Genomic DNA, 21239 nt, shown 5'->3' with positions numbered 1-21239 from the left:
TCAGGAGTACATTCCGATGGTTTCACCTGCCCGCGATTTGATCGGTTACGGTAAAAAACGCCCTCAAGGCACTTGGCCAAATGGTGCGCGTTTGGCCGTCAGCCTCGTCATCAACTACGAAGAAGGTTCCGAGCGTTCGCTGGCCATGGGCGACCCGGACCAGGAGTCGATGACCGAATGGGGCAGTTACGCCATACCCGACGGCACCCGCAATCTGGCAATGGAATCGATGTACGAGTACGGTTCCCGCGTCGGAATCTGGCGAATTCTGGATATTCTCGACCAGCAATCGGTTCGGGCGACGTTTCATGCCTGCGCAGTGGCGTTTGAGCAGAACCCCGATGTCGCCCGTGCGGCGGTAGCCGGTGGTCATGAAATTTGCAGCCACGGATATCGCTGGGAGGAAGTGTTTCGCCTGACCGAAGAACAGGAGCGTGAGCACATGCGCCTGGCAATCGAATCGTTCGAGCGCACCTGTGGCAAACGCCCTGTGGGCTGGTATTGCCGCTATGGCGCCAGCGTCAACACCCGACGGCTGGTCGCGGAAGAGGGCGGTTTTCTCTACGATTCCGATGCCTACAACGACGACGTTCCCTACTTTGTCGAGGTTGAAGGTAAGCGTCACTTGGTGGTGCCTTACACCGCCGACGTGAACGATTTCCGCTACTGGAATTCTCCGGGGCTTTCGCAGGCATCGGACTTTTTCGAATACATGAAAGAAAGCTTCGAGGTCCTTTATGAGGAGTCGGCTGACGGACCCCGCATGATGTCGATTGGACTGCACCCACGTATGGTGGGCCGTCCCGGGCGGGTAAGGGCGATCAAGCAATTTATCGAGTTTGCCAAGCAACACGGCGGTGTCTGGTTTGCCACGCGCGAAGAAATTGCCCGTGCCTGGCTTGAACGAGCGTGATTGCGTGGCAATCACGCCGGATCAAAAAATGATGCTATCCCCACTGTGGTGAAAGAGTTCAGGGGGAACAGCCAGCCGCTCGACAGAAGTCGCCATTCAATCCCGAGCAATCTTGTCATTTGCCAAGGCTTAGGGCAGGGTCGATACCACTGACATCTCTGCCAAAGGAGTCACCCCATGTCAAAGCTATATCCCAGTATCGATCCTGAGGGGCTGGTCGAGTACTCCGTGGTCTACACCGACCGCTCGCTCAACCACATGTCGCAGTCCTTTCAAGGTGTGATGAAGAACATTTCCACGACCCTGAAACAGGTCTACAACGCCCAGGCTGTTGCGGTGGTCCCGGGCAGCGGCACATTCGGCATGGAAGCGGTGGCGCGACAGTTCGCCACCGACCAGCAATGCCTGGTGATACGCAACGGCTGGTTCAGTTATCGCTGGAGCCAGATCCTTGAGATGGGCAACATCCCGGCGGCCACTACGGTGCTCAAAGCCCGACCGATCGACGCGGGTCGCCAGGCTGCCTACGCCCCACCCCCTCTGGACGAAGTGCTGGCAGCCATTGCCGCTTCGAGGCCGCAGATTGTCTTCGCCCCCCACGTTGAAACCTCATCAGGGATTATCCTGCCCGACGACTACCTGCGGGCCGTCGGCGACGCCGTGCATGCGGTGGGTGGCCTGTTCGTGCTGGACTGCATCGCCTCAGGCACGATCTGGGTTGATATGCACAAATGCGCAGTCGACCTGCTGATCAGCGCACCGCAGAAAGGCTGGAGCGCCTCCCCTTGTTGCGCCCTGGTGATGTTCAGTGCTTTGGCACTCGAGCGCATTCAGCAGACGCAAAGCAGCAGCTTCGCCTGCGACCTGAAAAAGTGGCTGCAGATCATGCAGGCCTACGAACAGGGCGGACATGCCTACCATGCGACCATGCCCAGTGATTCCCTTGCGCGATTCAACGAAGTGATGAAAGAGACCCAAGCCTACGGTTTCGACAAGGTCCGCGGCGAGCAACAGGCACTGGGCGATCGGGTGCGCGCAATGTTGACCGGCAAAGGCTTCAAAAGCGTGGCCGCCACCGGCTTTCAGGCCCCTGGCGTCGTGGTGAGCTACACCGATGATGCCGACATCAAGAGCGGCAAGAAATTTGCCGACCACGGCCTGCAGATCGCCGCTGGAGTGCCGTTGCAATGCGACGAGCCGGCCGACTTCCAGACCTTCCGCATCGGTCTGTTCGGACTCGAAAAGCTGCACAATATCGAGTGCACCGTCAGCACCCTCGAGCAGGCGCTGGACGAGGTGATGGTTAGCTAAGCGGGTATTCGACACCGTTACCACCGTGGTCCCGGACATGTTGAAAAACACGGGCGTAGACATGCGCCGCCTGACCGGCCGGGGCCGGTTACTTCTGGAGGAGGGCTGGTATGCAACCTTTTGATACGGTGATTCGCAACGCCCGCGTGGTAACCGCCGCGGACACGTTCACCAGCGATATCGGCATTCGTGATGGGCGCATCGTCTCCCTTGGCCTGGATCTGGCGCATGGTCTCCAGGAAATCGACGCGGCAGGCCGGCATGTCACCCCCGGTGGCATCGACAGCCACGTGCACCTCGACCAGCCGACGGGCGACGGCTCGGTGATGGCCGATGACTTCTTCAGCGGCACGGTCTCGGCGGCCTGCGGCGGCACCACCACTGTCATCCCGTTCGCCTGCCAGCAGAAGGGCGAAAGCCTGCGCTCTGCCGTCGATGACTACCATCGTCGGGCGGGTAACAAGCCGGTGATCGATTATGCCTTCCACCTGATCGTCACCGACCCTACCCCGCAGGTGCTGCGTGAAGAACTGCCGGCCTTGATTGCCGAGGGCTATACCTCGTTCAAAATCTATATGACCTACGATGCGCTGAAACTGGGCGACCGGGAGATTCTCGAGACGTTGTCGGTCGCGCGCCGTGAGGGCGCCATGGTGATGCTCCACGCCGAGAACAGCGACTGCATCGCCTGGCTCACCGAGCGATTACTGGCGGCCGGGCTGACTGCACCGCGCTACCACGCCGCGTCGCGGCCGATGCTGGTGGAGCGCGAGGCGACCCATCGTGCCATCGCCCTTGCCGAGTTGGTGGATGTGCCGATCCTGATCGTGCACGTGTCGGGTCGCGAGGCCGTGGAACAGATTCGCTGGGCCCAGAGCCTGGGGCTGAAGGTGTACGCCGAAACCTGCCCGCAGTACCTGTTCCTGACCGCTGACTCGCTGGGGTGTGACGACAGCTTCGAAGGTGCCAAGTGCATCTGCAGCCCGCCGCCGCGCGATGCCGCAAACCAGCAGGTGATCTGGGATGGCCTGGAGAACGGCTCGTTCGAGATTTTTTCGTCCGACCACGCACCCTTTCGTTTCGATGGCCCGGATGGCAAGAAGGCCCACGGTGAAGAGGTGTCGTTCGACCAGATCGCCAACGGCATTCCCGGTGTCGAAACCCGCATGGCACTGCTCTGGTCCGAAGGCGTGCGCAGTGGGCGCATCACCGCGCAAAGCTTTGTCGCGCTGACCTCCACAAATGCCGCCAAGATGTATGGGTTGTATCCGCGCAAGGGCAGCATCGCCATTGGTGCTGATGCCGACCTGGTGATCTGGAACGAAGGTGAGTCGGTTCACCTGAGCAACGAAATGCTGCACCACAACGTCGATTACACGCCTTACGCCGGCATGACGCTGAGCGCCTGGCCGGCCATGACCCTGTCTCGCGGTGAGGTGGTCTGGGACGGCGAGCCGCGCGGTGAGGCGGGTCGCGGCCGGTTTCTGCCATGCGAGCGCCCGGCGCCCGCGCAACTGCGCCGACGCAAGACCGAGCTGGATTTGTGAGTGCGGTCGCGCAGGTGGCCGCCAGCCTGATTCGTGGTTGGCGTGAGGGTCGCCAACAACCGTTGCCAACCCTGGAACTGGCTAGCGAAGCCGAAGCCTATGCCGTGCAGCACCAGGTAGCGGATGCCCTCGGCTGGATCGCCCCCGGGCCACCAGCGGCCTGGAAACTGGGCGGCGCGCCCGGAGGGCTGATCAGCACCGCCGGAGTACCTGCAATGGCGGTACACCCGTCGGGTTGGCAGGTTCCTCCGGGCGATGCCTTCGGTTTCGGGATCGAGGGAGAACTGATCGTGCGCCTGTCCCGCGACCTCGACGAACACACTGATCTGGCCATGGCCTGTGCGGCGGTCGATGTGTGGATGCCGGGCATCGAGCTGTGTGGCACGCGCTGGCTGCAGGGTGACCAGGCCGCGCCACTGCTTCGGCTGGCCGACCAGCAACTCAACCGCGCGCTGATACTTGGTGCACCGCAAACGTTGGGGGAAATACCGGATTGGTCAAGACAACAGGTGACGTTGCGGGTGGCCGGGGAGCCTGAGTTCGTCGGCGTAGGCAGCCATCCATTCGGTGAGCCGCTGAGTTCGCTGCCGTGGCTGGCGCGTCACGCTGCAGCAATGGGCAGCCCGTTGCGAGCCGGTGATCTGGTGGCTACTGGTAGCTGGACCGGCATCTACTGGGCATCGGCCGGGGTGCAAGTGGAAGTTGAGTTTGCCGGGATAGGACGGGTTGCCTTGTCGACGTGATGCGTTTCAACGGCTTGCTGATTTCCAGTTTACGGAGCGAGCCGACGTATTGCTCCTGCTTAAAAGGCGTGGATTTTTGAGGCTTGCCTAGGGGCACTCCTTCAGGCTCCTCTCTCGACCTCCGCCGTGCGATGAGCCGGTGTGGGTTCCACATCCAAGATGACGCCTTGCTCGGTATCGATCAGATATTCGTGGAGTAAGCGTAGAACGCGGGCCCACCTGGAGCTGCGGTCCAGCAGGCTTGTGGATCATTCAGCGACAAACACTTCGGCAGTGTTTCGGCCAGAGCCTCTTCGTCGAGTGCCTCAAGATATTCACGCACAGCGAGGCTGCTCAGGGCCGGATCGCTCCCGTTGATCTGTTCATCGCCCGGTATGCCGCGCTGCCGACTCTCATCCGCCTTGATGATGCAGGCGTCCACAGCACAGCCTTCACCCTTGACAAGGCCAGCGTCCATGCAGCGACGCAGCACTTCATTGAATAACCAGCGAAACAGATCACTGCCCAGAAAACGGCCATGGCGGTTATTGGAAAAGGTCGAGTGATTGGGTACTTCGTCTTAAAGGCTCAACCGGCAAAACCAGTGATACGCCAGGTTCAAATGGGCCTCTTCGCGTAACCGCCGCTCTGAGCGAGTGCCGTAGTTGTAATAGATCCGAGGTCTCTGCTTCATCTGCAACACTCCTTCTGCTTACACAGAATTTAGTTGTGTTGCGCCCACCGGTTGAATCCACACTAAAAACCGGTCCACCGGCGCCCATGCTAGAAATTCACTTTTCGCAACATATGTCATGAAATGAAATGCCATTGTCGCCTGATGAAAAGCGACTGATCAGGCCCTCGGCTTACAGTCCAATCAGCCAACATACCTACCCTGTCATCGCAAGATGGAACGCGCCACCATAATCGGCACCAAGCCTTGCTGACGTTCCGCTCAACAATAATAAGTATTTTAGAGACCCCTATATGAACTTCCTTGATGGCCACCTCTTTGTCGAGAACCAGCAGCCTCTGATCATCACTGCAGCGCCGTATGCACCGTCGTGGCAGCCTTCAGATTTCCCCGAGGACATTCCGGTGTCCATGGCCGAGCAGGTGCAGAAGGCCGTGGATTGCTACAACGCTGGGGCTACCGTGCTGCATTTGCACGTGCGTGAACTGGACGGCAAGGGCTCCAAGCGCCTGTCGAAGTTCAACGAACTGATCGCCGGTGTGCGTGAAGCCGTTCCAGAGATGATTATTCAAGTCGGCGGCTCGATCAGCTTTGCGCCGGAAACCGAGGGCGCCGCGGCCAAGTGGTTGAGCGACGATACGCGCCATATGCTGGCCGAACTCGATCCCAAGCCGGACCAGGTTACGGTCACCGTGAACACCTCGCAGATGAACGTCGTCGAGCACTGGGATGACGCCGACATCAAGGGCACCTCGATGGAAGACCCTGCTGTCTACAGCGCCTACAAGGAAATGACGGTGCCGGCGCAGCCGGGCTGGGTGGAAGAGCACGTGCGACGCCTAACGGCCGCGGGCATCCAGAGTGCCTTCCAGTGCTACAACATCAATAGCTTCGACTCGGTCGAGCGCCTGATGCGCCGCGGCATCTACAAGGGCCCGCTGGTCATGAACTGGGTGGCGATCGGCGGCGGGATGGACGTGCCTAACATCTACAGCCTGGCCAACATCGTGCGTGCCGTGCCGGACGGCGCAGTGCTTACCGTGGAAAGCTCGACGCGTAACGTGCTGCCGGTCAACATGATGGGCATTGCGATGGGCCTGCACGTGCGCTGCGGCATCGAGGATAACCTCTGGAACCAGGCGCAAACGGATAAAATGTCCACCGTTGAGCAGATCGAGCAACTGGTGCGCATTTCCCGCGAGTTCGGTCGCCCGATCGCCACCGCCCAGCAGGCGCGCGAGATCAGCAAGATCGGCGTGTTCTATGACACTGTGGAAGAAAGCCTGGAGGCCAATGGCTTCGCGCCTAACCGCAACGGTGCCCAGCAAGGGTTCTTGCGCAAGAAGGTCTGAGCCATTTTGTGAGGGCGCGAATATGGGGCTGGACTGGATGGATGAGTCCGGCCCCATTCGCTCATGAACTATGAACAAAAGGTGGGAGTTGTCGAGCCCCAGCCAGGCTGCGATGGGGCTGGCGTGGCAAACATAGATGTTGCCTTGCCCACCGCTATTGCAGCCTCGCTGAGGCTCGACAACTGCCACAAGGGTTTCACTTCGCTTACCGGATTCAATCCTTAAGCGAACAGCATTGCGCTTATTGAGCGGCCTTGGTGATGGCGTCAAAGGCGACCATGTCGTCGATGACCTCGCCACCGGTGGATTTGGTCTGTGCTTGCCACACCACAATCACCACATTGTGGGTTGGATTGATGTAGACGTACTGACCAAAAATGCCGGCAGCGGTGAACGCTTTATCTGCCTTCGAAGCCTCTGTCCAGGCAGGCCACCACATGGAAGCAAAGTCGCCATATGCCGCATCCGCGCCAGTGGTTGTACTGACGAAACTCATCCAGTCTTTGGGCAGTACCTGCTTGTCGCCGGCCTTGCCGCCGCTGAGTACGAACTGTCCGAAGCGCCCGTAATCTTCAAGCGTCGCACTGATACCGCTGCCGCCCACCTCATTGCCATTGGGGCCGTCGAGCCACCAGTTGGCGTCGCTTTGCATGCCATACGGTGCCCAGATTTTTTCACTCAAGTAATTCGCCAATGGCTTGCCCGTGGCGGCGCTGACCAATTGCCCCAGTACTTGTGTTTCCCCGGTGCTGTAGTTGGTCAGCGTACCTGGGGTCGCGATGCTTGGCCGTGTGGCCATGTACTTGAGTGCCGAGCCGGGTACTTGCGCGATTTGCAGCTTGAGCATCATTCGCCGGTCTGAGGTCGGATCCGCGTATTTCTCACTCCACTTGACCCCAGAGCGCATGGCCAGCACCTGGCGTACCGTCGCCTGTTCGTAACCACTGCCAGCCAGTGAAGGCAGGTATTTGGTTACTTTGTCATCCAGGCTTTTGATCGAACCGTCTTGCAACGCTGCGCCCACCAGCGTCGAGGTGATGGACTTGGCCACCGACATCGACATCCACCGGGTGTCCGCGGTATTGCCCTTTTCATAGCGTTCAGTAACGACTTTACCGTCCTTGAGCACCAACAGACCCGTTACATGGTTAAGCGTGACGTAGTCATCGAGGCTGTATTGCTTACCTTTGTAGTCAAAGGCAACTGGCCCGAGCGGCTGGCCGCTGCGCGGTAATGGAAAGGGATGACCGCCGGCCTTGATGGTGCGCACAGGGAACAAGCGATCAATGTTGCGGAAGGTGTTAACGGCCATGTCTTCGCTGAGCTTGCCGTTGTACATAGTCTCGACGTCACCAATCGGCTCCTGTGCATGGCGGTAGGGCTTCGTTGTATCCGCGTGGCTCGAACAAACTATTAACGACAGCACCAGTGCCGAAACGCACGTCACCGCCTGAACACGGCGTCGCTCAGCGATTGATGAATGATCAGAGTGCAACATGAAAGATTTCCTTATTATGGTTTTTGTGGTTGAACAAATAACATCCGCAAGTAACATGCTAAAAAACGCTTCCCCGGCGGCCTGCGGACCCTGGGATCACGTCGTCAAGGGGCGACCGCGGACCAGTGATGCAGTTGACGCTCCGCGTTCCACATAGGATGGACTCGCGCAAAATAGAGGGCGTAATAGGGACGTTTCATCTGTACATTTTCAAAATATGCTCGACTACTCCATGTTTCAACGAGTAACACATGATGGGGACAATCCTCGCTCTGCAGCACGTCAAACCCCAGGCAGTCAGGCTCACGTTCGATCAGCGTGCGCAAATTCGACAGCTCGTGCAGAAAGTCCGCGAGACGCTCAGACCGGATCTTTAGCTCTACCGTGAGAACATACATAACTGTTCAACTCAAAGTGAGTCAGTCAAGCCGCCATCGGTCAGGAGCGTGCGCCCCGTGATCCAGCGCGATTCGTCCGAAGCAAGGAATACGACCACGTCCGCGATGTCCTCGGGCTCACCGATACGCGCTGCGGGTGTCGCTGCGATCACCGCTTGCCGACGCACGTCGGGCGTCGCCGCAGTCATGTCCGTGCTGGTCATCGAGGGCGCTACCGCATTCACCGTGATCCCACGCGCGCCGAGTTCCTTTGCAAAACCATTTGTCAATACGGACACTGCCGCCTTGCTGGCTGCATAAATGGCCGTACCTGGACGGGGGGAATAGATCAAGTTAGTCGAGACGTTCACAACGCGCCCGCCGGTGGACGGAAAATGCGGAACCGCTGCCTGCATCATGTGCAATACGCTACTCATGTTGACGGCAAAGAGCCGGCTCACATGGTCCGCATCGATGTCCGCAAAATTGCGTCCCTCGAAAATGCCGGCGTTGTTCACCAGAATATCGATGCGGCCAAAACGCGCGACGATCATGTCGATAGCACTGCGCACAGCGGATGCGTCCGCTACATCCGCAGCAAAAGCCTCTGCCGCTCCCCCCGCCTCCCTGATCGCCCGAACCACCGACTGTGCCTGATCGAATCCGGATTGATAGACAACCGCAACGATTGCGCCCTCAGCTGCGAGCTTTCGGGCGATGGCAGCGCCGATGCCACGTGAGCCTCCGGTAACAACCGCAATTCTGTTTACAAGCTTCATCATTTGCTCCTGAAGATAGGTTGCTTCTGGCTCATCTATGCGCTGGATACAACCAAGACCAAGGGGCCAACGGAATGGCTAGCGCATCGGGAATTCACCGGACTTCAACGGCGATGACTCTATGATCCGCCGGCATCCAGAATGAAAGAGCCCGTAGGGTACGTTTGAACATGTAATGGGAATAAGACGGGGAAACGAGAAAGATTTTTTCCCTAGGGAAGAAATCTCCCCCGATTTGACATTACGGCTACGGTCCTTCAACCGCGCTGGGCAAACGCTCGATCAGAAAATCGGCAAAGGCCCGAACCGCTGGCATCAGCCCTCTGGCGGAGGGCAGGATCAAGCTCAATGTTCGTCGAGAAACCTCCCATTGGGGAAGGACCCGCACGAGCGTTCCATCGGCCAGTTCCGTCCGGCAGGTATGCAGTGGCACGACGGCAACGCCCTGGCCTGCAATAGCTGCTGCCTTGAGCAGCGAAACATCGTCTGAGCCGAGACGGTTTTTTAACCGTACCGTGGCCTGTTCTTCGCCCGGCCCCCGCAACGTCCAGACGCTTAAGCTGCTATGCGTCGCCAGGTGAAGACCGTCGACTCCATCTACATCTGTAGGATTGGCAGTCCGACGCTCGCCAAAGTAGTGGGGGCTGGCTACCAGCACCATCTGCAAGGTGGCCAGTTGGCGCGCGACCATCGACGACTCGACCAGGTCCTGTTCATGCGAACGCAGGCCAAGATCAAAGCCGTCTGCAATTAGATCGGTGTAACGGCTGCTTGCGATGATGTCGACGCTGACTTGGGGATAGCGGGCAAGGAATTCCGGCAGCAGTGGCGCAAGCAGCGAACGCAGGACCCCTTGCGGGCAGGTCATCCGGACACGCCCTGCGGGTTCGCCCAACACGCCGCGCAGATGAGCTTCGGCCGACTCGGTCTGTTCGACAATTTTCCGGGCGTAGAGATAGAGCTGTTCGCCGGCCTCGGTGAGAGCGAACCGGCGAGTGGTGCGGTCAATCAGGCGCAGGCCGAGATGGTTTTCCAGGGCTTTCAGCCTGCGGCTTAGTGTACCGGTCGGTATGGAAAGAATTTCCGCCGCAGCAGTGAAGCTGCCACGTTCTGCAAGGAGCTTAAAGTAGTACAGGTCGTTGAGATCAAGCATCGGTATCTCGATAAAAGAATGTAGGTTCAGCAGCCGCTGTCAAAGGGCCCGCACTGAAAGCGATCCTGCGAGTGATGCCTGTCTATGTGAATTGGAGAGGTACTTTTCGGTTGCTGCGCTCTGGCTCTCCTCGTTTGCGGGACCTGCCACGAACGGCTTGCACAAACGTATTGCGATGCACGCGTGCTTGGCAACAGGCATAGGTAATCATTTTGATCGGATATGCACGGGGCCGGGGTAACGCGGTTTGCTCATGGCACCTCCTAATTGGCCTCATTTTGAGGCGTGGAGGTGTCTACGAAACCCGGGGCGATTCAGTCTGAACCAAGCCCCGGTGGGCTGTGAGACAAGTAAGGGGCGGCGTTTAAAGGGGGCCTTTCATAAATTTTCAGCGTTTTTCATCGTTCATCGGCGGGCGACTCAACCTATTTCAGAGCGGTTTTGTTGAATAGATGCCCTACTATGGCAGCTCTTGGCTAAGCCGACGCAGAACGGTAAGAGGAGCGCGAGAATTGTGATGTCAGCTGACAGGTTGTGGCCTGCCGCAACGTCTGTTTACGTCTGATAAACGCCGTCTTGGTTTGGTGGTTTGCTGGCTAAGTGCTATATCTATTTTCAGTACCTGTTTCTGGCTCATAGGGATGAACGAACTGCCTCTCAGGTGCTAGTCCAGCCAGCTTGAGAACGAGTCAAAAAAACATGACAGAAGAACTTAAGCCCAGCCCTTCCAGCCCCTCCACCGTGCCCCGTTTTGGACTTGGCAAGAAAATCGGGATTGTGTTCCTGGCGCTGCTGATGCTCGGGCTTGGCAACATCCTGGTCGTGCACGCCATGTTCGCGGAATTCACCGGTTTTGACGAAACGATGCGGGTTGCGGGCAAAATGCGTTACCTGGGTCACCGGATGGCGCTCAACACCAGCAGCTTTTTGAACGGATGGTCTCCCGGCAAGGAGGCTGCGATGTCAGACATCAAGAGCTATGAGGATGCGGTCAGTACGCTGATGCACCGAGGAAACACAAATAGCGATCAGATACGGCAAATGACACCGCCACAGCAGCTCAAATTAGAAGAGATCAGCATCGCCTGGCAGCGCTACCGCGAAGATATCGAGTCGGCGCTGCTGCGCGACGGTAACTTCCCTCCGGAGGCAAGGCAGATAGGCGCGCTTGCCGAGAATTCACAACGTTTGCTCGACGATGTCGATCAGCTGATGATCTCACTGATAAAGGAGATGCACCGCGAGCAGGAAGTCGAGCTGAATATAGCTTATCTGTTGTTGGTGATAGACATACTGTTCCTGGGAGGGACGTGGCTGATTGTCCGGCGAAGCTTCGTTCGTCCGGTGCTGAGGCTCGCGCAGGGCAGTCGCGAACTGGCAAACGGCAACTATCAAGTCCATATCGAACACTGGCCCAATGATGAGGTGGGTCAGTTGGCGGATGCCTTTAATGACTCCGCAAAGCGGATCGGTACCCTGGTTGGCAACCTCGAGCAGGAACACCTGAACCTCATGCGTGCTGAATCGATGTTTCGCGGCGTGGCGGAAACTTCAGCAGTCGGCATCTACATCATCCAGGATCACAAATTAGTGTTTGCCAATACACGAATCGCTCAGATGTTCGGCGTTGAGCAACATAAACTCGTTGAATCGCTGAGCGTGTTCGATCTGGTGGCGGAAGGTGATCACGATCTACTCAATGACAATCTGCAAAAACGCTTGAGCCCAGATGGCGGGATCGAGGGCCTGGCCAGCGAATACCGAGCCCGCAGGATAGATGGATCGTTGTTCGATCTGGCGGTATACGGATCGAGTATGTCTCTTAACGGTCGACCCGCAATGATTGGCATCGCCATGGACATCACTGAGCGTAAGGTTGCTGAGGAAGCCATCCGCAAACTGGCTTTCTACGACCGAATGACCGGTTTGCCGAACCGCCGAATGATGGAAGATCGGCTGGGACAACTGATCGCGCTCGCCAAGCGGGAAAAACGCAAGCTGTCGTTACTGTTTATTGACCTGGACAAGTTCAAGGCGGTCAATGACCAACACGGGCATGAGGCCGGAGATTGGTTATTGGCCCAGGTCGCATCCCGTATGGGGTCTGTGCTGCGCGAGTCTGATACCGCCTCGCGCATTGGCGGTGATGAATTCGTCATTCTCCTGCCGGATGCCCGAAATGCAGAAGATGCCGTTGTGGTCGCCGAGAAAATCCGCCTGGTACTTGAACAACCTTTTGTCATGGATAACGGTGTAACACTCTCCATTTCATCAAGCATTGGCGTGGTGATATTTCCCGACCTGGCTGACAATTTGCGCGATTTGCTGCGCTATGGCGACGAAGCCATGTACCGCGTCAAGAAGGGCGGCAGGAATGCCGTCGAGGTGTTTGCCCCTCTGCCGCCGGAAGCAGCATAGGATGTGGTGCAACGGCATGAGCCTGTGGGCGCTGCCCTTTGATCTTGATAAAGACCTCTTGCTGGATGCGGAATACCGCCAGTATTCCCCTGAAGCAAAAAAGCACCTGAAGGGCGATGGCGATACCCGCTGGATTCATCGTGGCGCCGACGATATTGCGGTCAGTCGGCAGATAGCCCCCCCGGCGCTGCGTATCGTCAGCAGTTCGCCGATGATCTAGGCGCGGGTGGTGCTTGCGGCGGACTGTTTGACGCCCTTGGCGGTTTTTGGCGCTCTCATCAGCAGCGGGCCAAATGTTGCGAGCAGGCCAAGCATGATCAATGGGAAAAACATCAGTGACTCCAGGCCGAAATGGCTGACGATCACGGTGATGGCGGCGGGTCCCACGAGCATGCCGGAGAAGCCGATGCAATTGACGATGCCGATGTTGCGACCGGCATGTTGTGGGTCCCGGCGTCCGGCTGCGGAAATCATCAGCGGCGCGATGCAGGAAAGTCCGAGACCGAACAACGCAAAGCCGAGAATGCCGGTAACGACCGTGCCGCCAACGATGGTGAGGGTCATGCCCAGTACACAGACTGTGCCGCAGGCGAACACCACTTGAGCGTTACCAAAGGCCGCCGCCAGCCGGTCGCCGAACAGGCGCCCGATGAACGCCGCACCGACGAATATCGACACCGCCATGCCTGCGGTGGACGTCGAGGTCGAGAACTCGCGGCGAATGTATTCCTGGCCCCAGTCGGCAATCGCGTTTTCACCCATCATGCTGCCCAACAACAGTGCGCCAAGTGCAATCATCACCAACAGCGTTTTGGTCGATGGACCCTTGCCGATTTCCTCCGCTGACTGAGCGTCTGTTTGCCAGTCGCCTGAAGCCGCGTCGGGAACGTCATGCTTGCCCAGCAGCCAGCGGCTGAACACACAGCCGACGATCAGCATGGCGATGCCCAGCACGGTAAACGGCACCTTGACGCTGTCGGTGTAGAAACCCGTCAGCCAACTGCAGGCCATCCCGAGCAGAAAACCACCCAGCGAATAGAACGCGTGGAAGCCGGACATGATCGAGCGCCGATAAAACCGCTCGACTTGCACACCATGGGCATTCAACGCGGTATCCAGCGCGCCGCGCAGCAAACCCAGCACCACGCCAAAACTCATTGCAAACCAGAAACCGCTGACGAAACCCAACGGAATGATGGACAGAGGGTAGGCAAGGGCGCAGAAGGTGATCACCGGTTTTGCACCGAAGCTGTCCAGCAAACGGCCGACCAGCAGGGCTCCCGCCGCTGAGCCGACGCCGACCCCGAGCGCGATCAGGCCGAAGTTGGCATCACCCAGCTCACCGGTAAAACCCAGTTGTGTCCTGAAGACACTCACCCCGGTCGACCAGATGTACATCATTGCGCCGATCATCATGAAGCCGAGGAAGGTCGCAATACGCGCCTTGCGGATGCGTGTGGGGATCGGTGTTTTTTGAACGTTATTCATCACGCTGCATTTGTCCCTGTTGTTTTTGTGGGGGGTGTTCATGCAAAAGCTGAGTCGTACTAGAGTTATACGTATAACTCATTCAAAAATAACATCGGTGACGGCATTGATGTCAACTGTTTCTGGGAGGCGATTGCCATTCAGGTGACATCTGGCATGCAGATATGCTCGGCGGGGCGATCAGTTTTTAACGTGGCCTGTGGTCGAACAGGTCAATTTGGGTTATACGTATAACTTGAATTGATCCGAGCACAGAGGTTTTCGTGTCGTCTCAAGAATTGCTACTGCCGTGCGCCATGCCTCATATGTTGGCCTATCGATCGACGTTCCTGTTGTCAGGGCTGTGTATGGGTGCCTGGGCGCCCCTGGTGCCCTATGCGCGCAGCCGGGCTGGGGTTGACGACGCGGCCCTGGGGCTGCTGTTGCTGTGCCTGGGCTTGGGCTCGTTGGTGATGATGCCACTGGCCGGCATTCTCAACGCGCGCCGGGGCTGTCGTTTTACGATGCACGTGGGCATTGCGCTGGTGCTGCTGACCTTGCCTTTGTTGGCGACGACTCATTCCTTTATCGGTTTGATGTTCGCCTTGGTGGTATTTGGGGCAGGGTGCGGGTCGGTCGACGTGACCATGAACGTTCAGGGCGTGATGGTCGAGCGCGCGACGGGACGTTCACTCATGTCCGGTTTCCATGGCCTGTTCAGCCTCGGCGCGATTATCAGTGCGGCAGGTATTACCGCGTTGTTATGGCTGGGCGCCACGCCGTTGATGGCCAGCAGTGCGGTCATGGTAATCCTGGTCGCCTTCGTCCTGACCCATGGCCGTCAGTTGCTGGGGCGCAGCGGTGACGAAGGCAGCCCGATTTTTGTCCGGCCGACCCGAAAGGTTTTACTGCTGGGCATGCTGTGTCTGTTCGCCTTCCTGGCCGAAGGGGCGATTCTCGACTGGAGCGCGGTGTTCCTGGCTGACGAGCGAGGCGTCCAGCATTCTCTGGCCGGCCTGGGTTACGCCGTGTTTGCAGTGATGATGGCGCTGGGGCGATTGAACGGTGACCGGATACTGCTGAAGCTGGGGGCACGGGTGGTGCTGATTGGCGGTGGACTCGTGGTCATGTTGGGGTTCGCGATGGTCGTGTTGGCCAATGACTGGCTGTTGAACCTGGTGGGGTTTGCGGTGATTGGCGCCGGTCTGGCCAACATCGCTCCGGTTTATTTGTCGCTGGCAGGTGCGCAAAAGACCATGCCTGGCGAACTGGCCATTGCCGCTGCCACCAGCCTGGGTTACCTCGGGATTTTAATGGGCCCGGCCGCCATCGGGTTTGTCGCCCATGCCAGCAGCCTGCCCCTGGCGCTGCTCGTCGTTGCCGCGCTGATGATCGCGGTCCTTGTCACTGCCACTCGACTGGTTCCGAAGGTTTCGCCTCAACAGTTACACTGAGCGCGTGGCGTTTTTTATCACTGACCTCGCACGAGGTTTTCAACAAGGTTGGGAAGCAAGCGATGGCATCCGTTTCAATGAAAGATGTAGCACTGGCGGCGGGGGTGTCTCAGCCTGCGGTGTCTTACGCTTACAATCGCCCATCCAAGCTGTCCGAGGCCCAACGTGAGCATATCCTTGCCGTAGCCGCGTCGCTGGGCTACCCGGGACCCAATGTGCTTGGCCGGAGCCTTCGCTCGGGCAAGATCGGGGCGATCGGGTTGATGATGATGGACAAGTTGTCCCTGGCGTTCGCCGACCCTTGCACCGTTGCCTTGCTGCGCGGGATCAGCGAGGTGGGCGAACTGGAGAACGTTGCGCTGACGTTGTTCCCTCTCAACAACAACCGGTTGGTCGGTCGGACACCGGCAGCCAATCACGGCAGCCTGGCGCTGCGAGGGTTGGTTGATGGCTTGATCATCTCGACCCTGCCCGATGACCACCCTGCGGTACTGGCGGTGGTGAAACAGAACATTCCGTTTGTGGTGATCGATTCGCCGCTGGTGGAAGGTGCTTTTTTTGTCGGGATCGATGACCGTGGGGCCGCCCGCACTCAGGTGCAGCACTTGCTGGATCTGGGGCACCGCAAAATAGGGATCATCATTGACCGTCTGAACCCTGATGGTTATCGCGGTCCGATCGATCCGCAGCGTTTCAAGCATGCCAGTGAGCGCATTGTCAGGGAGCGGCTGACCGGCTACGTCGAGGCGGCGAATGCGGCGGGCCTGGCATTCGAGGACCTGAGCATTATCGAAGCAGGTGGACTGGATTCGACGTCCGGGCAAGCGGCCGCGTTCACCCTGCTGACGTCCAGCGACGTCACGGCGGTGGTGGCCTGTTCCGATGTGATGGCGATCGCTTGCATGAAGACGGCTCACGCGCTCAATCGCAAGGTTCCGCAAGACCTGTCGGTGATCGGTTTCGACGACATTCCCGAAGCGGTGCAATTGGGCCTGACGACTATTGGCCAACCCATGGTGGAGAAGGGCGTCTACGCCGCGAGGCTTTTGACCGAGCAGCTCAATGCACCGGCCGACACCCGGCTTGAGCCTGAGCAGAAGATTTTCGCCACCAAACTGATCGTGCGTGGTTCAACCCAGAAGGTACCGGGCGTTTAACCGCGCTCATGGCATCAGGCTGCGGTGTAATCACTACACCGCAGCGCTTGCCGCTCAGGACACTTCGTGTTTGAAGTTCGCCGCGACCCGCAGGGCGTTGGCGGCGATGGTGAGTGCCGGATTGACCGCGGCCGAGGACGGGAAGAACGAACTGTCGACCACCCAGACATTGTCCAGGTCGTGCATCTTGCAGTTGAGGTCCAGCACGCTCGACGCCGGGTCCTTGCCCATGACCGCCGTACCGCATTGATGCGAGTTGGTGGCAATGCCCATGCGCGCCTTGAGGATCAGCGGATAGCCCGCGGCTCGCATGACACGGCTGGTCTTGTTCACCAGGCCTTCATGGGCTTTGAGGTTGTTGGGTGTCCAATGGACCTTGATCGCACCCCGTTGCGCGTCATAGGTGACCCGATTGTCTTGGGTGGGCAGGTCTTCCGACGTCAGGTACAGGTCGACACTGTGATCGGTGATGTATCGCGAGGCGAATTTCGGCAGCCACGGACGCATGGAACTGATCATGGGTTCGCGAATTTTCCCCAGCATCTGCACATTACCCAGGGGGAACACATTGTTCGCACCGGCGCTGTACCAGTCGTTGAGGGCCAGGGTCTTCTGGAAGACCACCTTGTTCTTGCGTCGGGGGTCTACCGCCAGCATGAACGTGCTGTTGTGCACCATGTAATTGCGACCCACTTGCCCTGAGCTGTTGCCCAGGCCTTCGGGGTGCTGATCGTTGGCCGACTTGAGCAACAGCGCCGCGCTGTTCACGGCTCCGCAGGCCAGTACGAAGCGCTTGGCACGCAGCGTCACGGCACGACCCTCGATCAGGCCGTGGGCCTCAGTGACCGTCCGCCCGTCTGCCACTGTCTTCAGTTGGTTGATCGTGGTGCGGGTCAACAGCCTGACGGTTGCACTGCGCAAGGCCGGTCTCAACGCGCTGGTCTCTGCGTCAGCCTTGGCGTCCAGCAGGCAAGGGTACCCATCGCAGGTTGAGCACAGTACGCAGTCACCGCCATCGCCATAGTCCACTGCCGCCGGCATCACAAAAGGCTTGAGCCCGGACCGGCGCATGCTCTGCTCCAGGGAGGCCAGGGCAGGGTCATGTTTGAGCGCAGGTCTTGGATAGGGGCCTGAGCGCCAGGGCTCGCTGGGATCTACGCCTGCCGCGCCATGCACGCGGTAGAGTTTTTCCGCCTCGGCGTACCAAGGCTCCAGGTCCGCATAGCTGATCGGCCAGGCCGGGGAGAGGCCTTCGGCGTGCTGGATTTCGGCAAAGTCGGCTTCGCGAAACCGTGGCAGCATCGCGCCGTAGAATTTGGTGTTGCCGCCGACGTAATAAAAAACGCCTGGTGAAAAGGGTCGGTTGGATTCGTCCAGCCATTGTTCGGCATTGCGATAACGGCCTTGGCCGAAGACCGATTCGGTGCTCCAGTTCTGTATTTCTCGCGGCAGGAAATCACCGCGTTCAACGATGACAATGTCCAGTCCGCTGTCACGCAGCGCATGGGCAAAGGTCGAACCGCCCATGCCCGAGCCGATAATCACCACATCACAATTGATATTGCCATCTGCATCAGGTGTCACCACGTCGAGGGCGCGCGGTTCGCGCGACGCCCCCGATTGTGGATTCAGCTCTGCATGATGCGTAATCAATGCATCACTCATTTGAGCCGCTCCAGTTCTTATAGGTGTTGTTCGGAGTTGCGCAGTTCCCGGTATTCGTCCTGGCGCTCATCGGTGATGTACTCAGGAATCGGGAAGTCCCACCAGCCCGGTACCCAAGGGCCCGCGGCGTCGCGGTCGGTCGGGACCTCGATCAGCACCGGCACGTTCAAATCCAGGGCTTCCTGCAGGATCGGCTCGAGGTCTTCCGGGCGCTCCACACGGTAGGACTTCAGGCCGAAGGCTTCGCCCACCGCCTTGAAGTCCGGGCTGTATGGCGTGCCGTCCGGATGGTTGAACTCGGTGCCGATATGGCGGCTGGTCTGCTTGCGCTGGCCACCGCGAATCGACATGTACCCGGCATTGTTCTGGATCATGAACACGACTGGAATGTTATTGGTCACGCAGATCGCAATTTCCTGCGAGGTCATCAGGAAGTCACCGTCACCCAGGATGCACACCACCGGCTGGTTCGGTGCAGCCAGCTTGGCGCCGATGGCGGCAGGTACGGCCCAGCCCATGGAGGAGAACCCGCCGGAGGTCAGGTGAGTGCGAGGGGTATAGACCGGGAAGGTCTGCTTGACCGCGCCCTGGGTATTGCCGGAGCCGACTACCACGATGGTGTCCCGCGGGAAAATCTTGCGCAGCGCACCCAGTGGACGTTGAGAGGTGAACGGGAAACGGTCCGAATCACGACGACCGGCCAGCTTGGTTTCCCATTCATTCTGATAGCCACGCAGATCGCTAAGGTACGCTTCGCGATCGACGGTCTGACCCTTGAGGCCTTCGACGATGGCGGCGAGGGCGTACTTGGCGTCGGCGCAGATGCCTACGGTCACCGGGTAGTTCTTGCCGATTTCGTGCGGGTCGATGTCGATGTGAATCAGCTTCGACGGCGGAATCGCAAAGGTCACGCCCTTGGCATAGCTGGACGATGACCAGTCGGTGAAGCGGCAACCCACGGCGATAATCACATCGGCGGTGGAAGCCACTTTGTTGCCGCACATCGTGCCGGTCTGGCCGACGCTGCCGGCGAACAATTCATGGTCCTCGGGGAAACCGCTTTTGCCGTTCCAGGTGGTGACCACCGGGATTTTCCACGCTTCGGCCAGGGCCAGGATCTCGGCGTGCGCTTCACCGGTAATCACACCGCCACCGATCACGAGCACCGGGCGCTGGCAGGCTTGCAGTTCTTGTACGGCACGGGCGGTGGCCGCCGGGTCTGGGAACGACTTGCCGATCGGGGTGCGCTCTTCGAGGTCATGCAACGTCACTTCAGCCGCTTCGGCTTGCACGTCCATCGGAATTTCGATGTGCACCGGGCCAGGACGGCCGGTGACCATCGCGCTCCAGGCGCGGTGCATCATGAACGGCAGCTCTTCGACGCGTGTGGCGACCCAATGGCGCTTGGTGACCGCTTCGGCGATTTTCGGGAAATCGTTATCGGTGTAGCGCTCCAGTTCTTGCAGCAAACCGTGGCCGCGCATGTGGGTGGGCGGCCCACCGGTGATCAGCATGAGGCTGGTGGAGTCGGTGAAGGCCGTGGCGAGACCAATGATGGTGTTGGTGGCACCGGCGCCGATGGACGTGACAGCCGCCATCGGCTTGCCGCACACCCGGTAGTAACCGTCTGCCAGGTGCACGGCACTCTGCTCGTGGAAGACCTGGATGAACTTGAGTTTCGAGTCTTCTTCGAGAAAGGCGTCGGTGAGTGTCCAGATACCGTGGCCGGGAATGCCGGCGACATACTCGACGCCGTAGTTTTTCAGGGTTTGTGCCACGATCTGGCTGCCGGTCAATTTGCTCATGACAGGACTCCTTGGGTTGATGAAAGCGGGGTAGTTTTGCCAGTGATTGCTTCGCGGCCGCGGGTTGCCCAGTTCAGGCCCTGCTTGGTCAGGCGGCGGATGTTCGGGTCAGCCAGGTTGCTGGTGTCGTGGCCGATGGAGTGATAGAAAACGCGCCCCTGACCCCACTGGCGTACCCAAGCGACCGGGCTGCGGTGGCCCTTGATCCATGGGAACGGGTTGCCGTCGAAGGTGGTTTCGGCGAGCACATGGATGTTCGGATCCACCTGCATGTAGTACTGCTCGGAACGGACCTCGAAATCCTCGACGCCTTGAGTGACCTCATGGGTGTGGTCGATGACGTTGACCTGGTAGGGATGGGGGAAGCCTTCGCCCATCGGATGCTCGAGAAAGGAGCCGCCCAGTACCCAGTGGTATTTGAGGCTTGCACGAAAGGCCGCGCCCGCACCGTGCCAACCCACCAGGCCGGTGCCACTTTCGATCGCTTCGAGCAAGCGGTTTTCCTGCGAGGCAGTCAGCGTTTCAGTGGTGACCGCGTTGTTCCAGCCAATCACGATCAGGTCGTAACCGGTCAAATCCCTGTCCAAGGTGAAGATGTCCGTGGACTCTTCAACGTCGAAATCCAGCTCCTGGAAAACGGTCCGGGCCCAGGCGGCAATTTCATAAGGGAAATGGCCGGGCCAGCCACCGTATAGATACAAGACTCGACTCACGGTTGGTCACCTCTTCGGTTGGTTATGATTATTAGGTTATACGTATAACTGCTTATTTAAGCTAACACTCAAAATGGCGCTGTCAATGCCTTGAATGTATTTTTTATGGAAGTGGCCAATCAGACCGGGAGCTTCATGGGGGTCGCGAGAATAGCTACAGACTACAGAACGGTTTTGTTGGCGGCGCTTTTGATATGAAAAGGTTATACGAATA

17 protein-coding genes and 1 pseudogene are annotated in these 21239 nt (G+C 58.8%); 9 read left to right on the top strand and 9 right to left on the bottom strand.

Annotated elements, in window-relative coordinates; genetic code table 11:
* The first annotated feature begins 16 nt into the window (after nt 1–16).
* From CKW19_RS11340 to CKW19_RS11325, 4 genes are all read left to right on the top strand, one after another.
* The gene (locus CKW19_RS11340) at nt 17–913 is read left to right on the top strand and encodes an allantoinase PuuE (protein ID WP_095057968.1); all 897 of its coding nucleotides are present in this window, start codon (nt 17–19) and stop codon (nt 911–913) included.
* A 177-nt stretch (nt 914–1090) separates the two neighbouring features.
* On the top strand, nt 1091–2224 hold the full coding sequence (locus tag CKW19_RS11335; RefSeq protein ID WP_095057967.1) for an aminotransferase class V-fold PLP-dependent enzyme: 1134 nt from the start codon (nt 1091–1093) through the stop codon (nt 2222–2224).
* Between the two features lie 110 nt (nt 2225–2334).
* Complete coding sequence (gene hydA, locus CKW19_RS11330; RefSeq protein WP_095057966.1) at nt 2335–3771, top strand: dihydropyrimidinase; 1437 nt, start codon at nt 2335–2337, stop codon at nt 3769–3771.
* Entirely contained in the window at nt 3768–4514 is a 747-nt protein-coding gene (locus tag CKW19_RS11325) for a 2-keto-4-pentenoate hydratase (protein WP_095057965.1), read from the top strand. Before hydA ends, CKW19_RS11325 begins: the two co-directional genes overlap by 4 nt.
* A gap of 113 nt (nt 4515–4627) precedes the next feature.
* Here the strand turns inward: CKW19_RS11325 and CKW19_RS11320 are convergent.
* A pseudogene (locus CKW19_RS11320) lies at nt 4628–5163 on the bottom strand (transposase); the annotation flags it as partial.
* A 317-nt stretch (nt 5164–5480) separates the two neighbouring features.
* On the opposite strand from CKW19_RS11320, the gene CKW19_RS11315 reads away from it, so the two are divergent.
* On the top strand, nt 5481–6539 hold the full coding sequence (locus CKW19_RS11315; protein ID WP_095057964.1) for a 3-keto-5-aminohexanoate cleavage protein: 1059 nt from the start codon (nt 5481–5483) through the stop codon (nt 6537–6539).
* Between the two features lie 241 nt (nt 6540–6780).
* Here CKW19_RS11315 and CKW19_RS11310 read toward each other — a convergent pair whose 3' ends face one another.
* The 4 genes from CKW19_RS11310 to CKW19_RS11295 all read right to left on the bottom strand — a co-directional run bounded on the left by CKW19_RS11310 (nt 6781) and on the right by CKW19_RS11295 (nt 10346).
* Nucleotides 6781–8037 (bottom strand): serine hydrolase, encoded by a 1257-nt coding sequence (locus CKW19_RS11310; protein ID WP_095057963.1) that lies wholly within the window; start codon nt 8035–8037, stop codon nt 6781–6783.
* 104 nt (nt 8038–8141) lie between these two features.
* Nucleotides 8142–8435, bottom strand: a complete 294-nt coding sequence (locus CKW19_RS29500; RefSeq protein WP_095057962.1) for an antibiotic biosynthesis monooxygenase — start codon at nt 8433–8435, stop codon at nt 8142–8144.
* Between the two features lie 11 nt (nt 8436–8446).
* A complete protein-coding gene (locus CKW19_RS11300; RefSeq protein ID WP_095057961.1) occupies nt 8447–9193 on the bottom strand; it encodes an SDR family NAD(P)-dependent oxidoreductase in 747 nt (248 codons plus the stop codon).
* Nucleotides 9194–9440: 247 nt separating this feature from the next.
* A complete protein-coding gene (locus CKW19_RS11295) occupies nt 9441–10346 on the bottom strand; it encodes a LysR substrate-binding domain-containing protein (protein ID WP_095057960.1) in 906 nt (301 codons plus the stop codon).
* A 699-nt stretch (nt 10347–11045) separates the two neighbouring features.
* On the opposite strand from CKW19_RS11295, the gene CKW19_RS11290 reads away from it, so the two are divergent.
* Entirely contained in the window at nt 11046–12764 is a 1719-nt protein-coding gene (locus CKW19_RS11290; protein ID WP_095057959.1) for a diguanylate cyclase, read from the top strand.
* Nucleotides 12765–12780: 16 nt separating this feature from the next.
* On the top strand, nt 12781–12984 hold the full coding sequence (locus CKW19_RS11285; protein WP_143498389.1) for a hypothetical protein: 204 nt from the start codon (nt 12781–12783) through the stop codon (nt 12982–12984).
* Here CKW19_RS11285 and CKW19_RS11280 read toward each other — a convergent pair.
* Nucleotides 12981–14252, bottom strand: coding sequence for an MFS transporter (locus CKW19_RS11280; protein WP_095057957.1), 1272 nt, complete (start codon nt 14250–14252; stop codon nt 12981–12983). The two genes, CKW19_RS11285 and CKW19_RS11280, sit on opposite strands and share 4 nt — an antisense overlap.
* Nucleotides 14253–14557: 305 nt before the next feature.
* Between CKW19_RS11280 and CKW19_RS11275 the strand changes: the two genes are divergently transcribed.
* Both CKW19_RS11275 and CKW19_RS11270 read left to right on the top strand, forming a co-directional pair.
* A complete protein-coding gene (locus CKW19_RS11275) occupies nt 14558–15685 on the top strand; it encodes an MFS transporter (protein ID WP_095057956.1) in 1128 nt (375 codons plus the stop codon).
* Nucleotides 15686–15747: 62 nt separating this feature from the next.
* The gene (locus tag CKW19_RS11270) at nt 15748–16842 is read left to right on the top strand and encodes a LacI family DNA-binding transcriptional regulator (RefSeq protein ID WP_095057955.1); all 1095 of its coding nucleotides are present in this window, start codon (nt 15748–15750) and stop codon (nt 16840–16842) included.
* Between the two features lie 54 nt (nt 16843–16896).
* Here the strand turns inward: CKW19_RS11270 and CKW19_RS11265 are convergent, their stop codons facing one another.
* Genes CKW19_RS11265 through CKW19_RS11255 form a run of 3 tightly spaced genes read right to left on the bottom strand, consistent with a single transcriptional unit; the run spans nt 16897 to nt 21025 of the window.
* Nucleotides 16897–18507, bottom strand: coding sequence for an FAD-dependent oxidoreductase (locus CKW19_RS11265; protein ID WP_095057954.1), 1611 nt, complete (start codon nt 18505–18507; stop codon nt 16897–16899).
* A 17-nt stretch (nt 18508–18524) separates the two neighbouring features.
* Nucleotides 18525–20312: a thiamine pyrophosphate-binding protein gene (locus CKW19_RS11260; protein ID WP_095057953.1), complete on the bottom strand. Its 1788-nt coding sequence runs from the start codon at nt 20310–20312 to the stop codon at nt 18525–18527.
* Nucleotides 20309–21025, bottom strand: coding sequence for a ThuA domain-containing protein (locus CKW19_RS11255; protein WP_095057952.1), 717 nt, complete (start codon nt 21023–21025; stop codon nt 20309–20311). Before CKW19_RS11255 ends, CKW19_RS11260 begins: the two co-directional genes overlap by 4 nt.
* Between the last annotated feature and the right edge of the window lie 214 nt (nt 21026–21239).

It is taken from the genome of Pseudomonas sp. Irchel s3f7 (assembly GCF_900187615.1).
Taxonomy (GTDB): Bacteria; Pseudomonadota; Gammaproteobacteria; order Pseudomonadales; family Pseudomonadaceae; genus Aquipseudomonas.
The sequence above is the reverse complement of the archived record's forward strand: the minus strand, read 5'-3'. Positions and strand labels throughout refer to the sequence as shown.